The following is a 3,972-nucleotide window of genomic DNA, read 5'->3' as shown; positions in this document are numbered from 1 at the left end:
CCTTTAATGGATTCTTTTATTCGGATTGCTTTGTCATTCCATTCCTCGCAATGACATTTTCCACTGCGTCATTGCGAGACTTGATTTATCAAGTCGTGGCAATCTATAATGTGGAATCCCTCTTAAGAAATTCTATTGCAAAACCTTATGATATGTGAGATTATAGATTACTTCGCTTGCGCTTGCAAGGACGAAAAATCAAAGCATTTCCCGCTCTTCATTACGAGATTTACAAACTTTATCAGCGAGATTCCATAATATTTTTGAACATTTGAAACATTTTGAAGTTTTTCGTGTGGAATTTCGCAAGGTTTTTTAAAAATAAAGCTTTCTTTTGATAAAATACAAAGTTTCTTAACGAAAAAATTAAGAATTGTTTTCATAGAGGAGGAAATAGATGGCAGAGAATGTCAATCGTAGAGATTTCCTTGGTATGGCTCTAGGAGGGATTGCAGCTGTTGGTGTTGGCGCATCGTTGGTTGCAATGAAATCTTCTTGGGACCCATTGCCAAGTGTTGTTTCGGCTGGTTTCACAACTATTGATTTAAGCAGTATGCAAGAGGGTGAATATAGACAAGTAGAGTATAGAGGCACACCTGTTTATGTTATCAAAAAAACTGCAGAAATGAAAAAATGTGAAGAAAGAGATGTGGTTGTGGGCAATGCAGATTATAGTTTAGGTATCCAAATCTGCACCCATTTAGGCTGTATTCCATCGTATGATTCTAAATCCACAGAATTTCATTGTGCTTGCCACGGCGGGCGATTTGATGCTTGCGGTAGAAATGTATTTGGTCCTCCTCCAACTCCAATGGCGATTCCGCCTTTCAAGATTGAAGGTGATAAATTGGTGCTTGGCGAAGAAGGTCCTGAATACTTGAAGCTCGTAGGTAAGGCATAAGGAGTAATGTATGGCACAAATTCATAAAGCAGATGGTATTATTGATTGGTTAGACCAAAGGTTGGCAGTAAAACCTTTGATGAAAGTATTAATGACGGAATATTGGATTCCAAAAAATATCAATTTCCTTTGGGCAATGGGTGTTGTTTTGGTAGTATTATTCAGTCTTTTAGTGGTTTCTGGATTATTTTTGTTAATGTATTACAAGCCAGATACTAAACTTGCATTTGATAGTGTAAATTATACAATTATGCAGGAAGTGAAGTATGGTTGGCTGTGGAGACACTTACACGCGGTGAGTGCGTCTGTTTGCTTCTTGGTTATTTATATTCATATGTTTGTTGCGATTTATTATGGTTCATACAAACGTGGAAGAGAAATGATTTGGCTTACAGGTATGATTCTTTTTGGTTTATTTTCTGCAGAAGCCTTTAGCGGTTATATGCTTCCTTGGGGACAAATGAGCTATTGGGCGGCAGCAGTTATTACAAATCTTTTTGGTGGAATCCCTGTAATTGGAGCGGATTTAGTCGTATGGATTCGCGGTAACTTCATCGTAGCAGACGCAACTTTGACAAGATTCTTTATGTTGCATGTTGTGTTGTTGCCTGTTGTGATTATGCTTGTGATTGCAGTGCATTTTTATAGTTTAAGGATTCCACATGTCAATAACGCTTATGGTGAAGAATTAGACTTTGAAAAAGAAGCAGAGAAATACAAAGCAGGGAACAAAAAAGAATCTAAAGTTATTCCATTTTGGCCTATGTTCTTGTCTAAAGATTTCTTTGTTGCGAGTTTCTTCTTGGCAATTTTATTTTATTTGACTTGTTATCATTTTGCTTTTGCGCTTGACCCAATTAACTTTGACCCTGCTGACCATCTCAAAACCCCTCCGCATATTTACCCCGAGTGGTATTTCTTGTGGAGTTATGAAATCTTACGCGGCTTTTTCTTTAGCGCAGATTTGGGCTTGATGGCATTTGGAATTGCAAATGTTGTCTTTATGTTGTTGCCTTGGTTAGACCGCAGTGATGTAGTTGCACCTGCGCACAAACGACCCGGATTTATGATTTTCTTCTGGCTTTTGGTAATAGATATGATTGTTTTGACGATTTGGGGCAAACTTCCTCCAACAGGCGTGAATGCTTATATTGGTTTTGCCGCTACAATTGCGTTTTTGGCATTATTGTTTGTGTTTTTACCAATCGTAACCAAACTTGAAAACAAACAGAATTAAGAAGGAGTGAGAATGAAAGAATTCTTAGCATTAATCGTTGTTGTTGTGCTGACAGGGATTATTTATTGGGGTGTTGAACCTTTTGCACATGGTCAAATGTATCCAAAAGTTGCTCCCGCAGATTATACTTTTGCCGATTTGAAACCGCTTGTAGCAGAGGGTAATGCAGCAAATGGTAAAGAAATTGTCAATGCAAATTGTCTTGCGTGCCACTCTATCAAATCCGAAGGTATGGAATCTCCATTTGCTCCAGAAGATGCCCTTGCGGCTTATGGTGTTGTTCCACCGGATTTATCTTCTGCTGGATTGATTTATGAGAAAAACTTTTTAGGTAATGTGGTGAAAAATGCTGCCATTGCAGCAAAGCAAACACATAAATTTGATGGCAATCACCCAATGCCAGCTTATGATTGGATGAGTGAGCAAGAGATTGCAGATATTGTTGCATATTTGCGCAGTATTGCTCCTCAAGAATTAAGCAACAAAGAAGTGTTTATTGACGCGTGCGGTCGCTGCCATAGTGTGCGATATGACAAATGGAGTGCAGAGGGCGGTATGACAGATTATCTTGGCACTAAAGTTCCAGATTTGTCTATGATGATTCGTAGTCGCAGCTTAGATTACTTGCATACTTTCATTAATGACCCACAAAAAAGACTTGCAGGGACTGCAATGCCACGCGTGGGCTTGACTGAAAAAGCAGAAAATCAAGTGGTTGCTTATATGGAATCTGTGGGTGATAGCAAGAAAGATGAACGCGAAGCACTCGGTTACAAACTCATTATTTTTATGGTGATTATGGGCGTCGTAGCTTATTTGTGGAAACGCAAGATTTGGCATGATGTGCATTAAACTTTAGTCTTTTAAGCAAGTGGGGATTCCCTCCTTGCTTGAATTTTTGAAAGCCACACAAATGAAAATCAAAATTAATTCTTATTGTTTAGAATGTCTGCTAGAGAATCATATCTCTACTTCCGTGCGTGGAAATAGGCTTAAAATAGACGAGGAGATTGTAATACCCGAAGCGGGCTTTATGGAATAATATTGTTCTTTCAATAGGGGAAATACCCTTTGTCCAATGGGAGCTTTTTCTTATAGTAACGCGCATATTCCGCGTCTTGACATTAAGATGGGGAGATATAATTCTATAGCACTAGGACTTAGTTTTATTAGTGGTAAGCACCCTTTGGATATAATCTCTACTTCTAGTTTTACTTATTATCCTAATTTTGTAATTTTTAAAGATGCGAATTTGAAATTTGTTCAAGGAAAATACCAAACAGACAGCTACACTAATTTCGTTCCTTCTGCACCCCCTACAACTTTAGAACACGATGTGTATGTCTGCCCAATGCGATTCTAAAGTCCGGAATCACGCTTCATACGGGTTGCGTTGTGGGTCAAAATGCGCTAGTTACCAAAGATGTCCCACCCTTTGCTGTGGTAGGTGGAATCCCTGCTAGGATTTTAATATCGTTTTAATGAGGAGACAAGAGAGCGGATTTTACGACTTGAATGGTGGAAATATGGATTCTTTGACTTTAAAGGAATTGATTTGAAATCAAATATAAATTACTATTTAGATGAATTAGAATCGCTCATACAGAGTCATCAAATAATGCCCTTTGTGCCCAACAGGGTCTATTTTCAAGATTTAATTGAACGAAGTAGAGAGCAAAAATTTTATTCCATATCACAACAGATACAGAATCAGCTTCCCCACCACAATAAGCTTACAGGCGCAACTCTACGCTTCCAATCCCATTTAGCCTACAAATTAGGCAATGCAATGATTCTAAACTCCAAAAGCTTATGGGGAATGATACGCTTACCT

The 3,972-nt window shown here is 38.3% G+C and carries 5 protein-coding genes and 1 pseudogene; all 6 read left to right on the top strand.

The window, feature by feature from the left end; all coding sequences use genetic code 11:
• Window positions 1-397: 397 nt before the first annotated feature.
• Window positions 398-901 carry a ubiquinol-cytochrome c reductase iron-sulfur subunit gene (petA, locus tag Q1553_RS07635; RefSeq protein WP_115551055.1) on the top strand — a complete coding sequence of 168 codons (504 nt, stop codon included), beginning with the start codon at window positions 398-400 and terminating at the stop codon, window positions 899-901.
• Window positions 902-911: 10 nt separating this feature from the next.
• Window positions 912-2,138, top strand: coding sequence for a cytochrome bc complex cytochrome b subunit (locus Q1553_RS07630; protein WP_115551054.1), 1,227 nt, complete (start codon window positions 912-914; stop codon window positions 2,136-2,138).
• Window positions 2,139-2,150: 12 nt separating this feature from the next.
• Window positions 2,151-2,990: a c-type cytochrome gene (locus tag Q1553_RS07625; RefSeq protein WP_115551053.1), complete on the top strand. Its 840-nt coding sequence runs from the start codon at window positions 2,151-2,153 to the stop codon at window positions 2,988-2,990.
• 61 nt (window positions 2,991-3,051) lie between these two features.
• A complete protein-coding gene (locus Q1553_RS07620; RefSeq protein ID WP_281270094.1) occupies window positions 3,052-3,180 on the top strand; it encodes a hypothetical protein in 129 nt (42 codons plus the stop codon).
• Window positions 3,181-3,216: 36 nt separating this feature from the next.
• Window positions 3,217-3,501 carry a hypothetical protein gene (locus Q1553_RS07615; RefSeq protein WP_297570844.1) on the top strand — a complete coding sequence of 95 codons (285 nt, stop codon included), beginning with the start codon at window positions 3,217-3,219 and terminating at the stop codon, window positions 3,499-3,501.
• A gap of 192 nt (window positions 3,502-3,693) precedes the next feature.
• Window positions 3,694-3,972, top strand: a pseudogene (locus tag Q1553_RS07610) (hypothetical protein); the annotation flags it as partial.

Source organism: Helicobacter sp. UBA3407 (assembly GCF_949747025.1).
Lineage (GTDB): Bacteria > Campylobacterota > Campylobacteria > Campylobacterales > Helicobacteraceae > Helicobacter_D > Helicobacter_D ganmani.
Note: the sequence above shows the minus strand (reverse complement) of the source record. Positions and strands in the feature narration are given on the sequence as shown.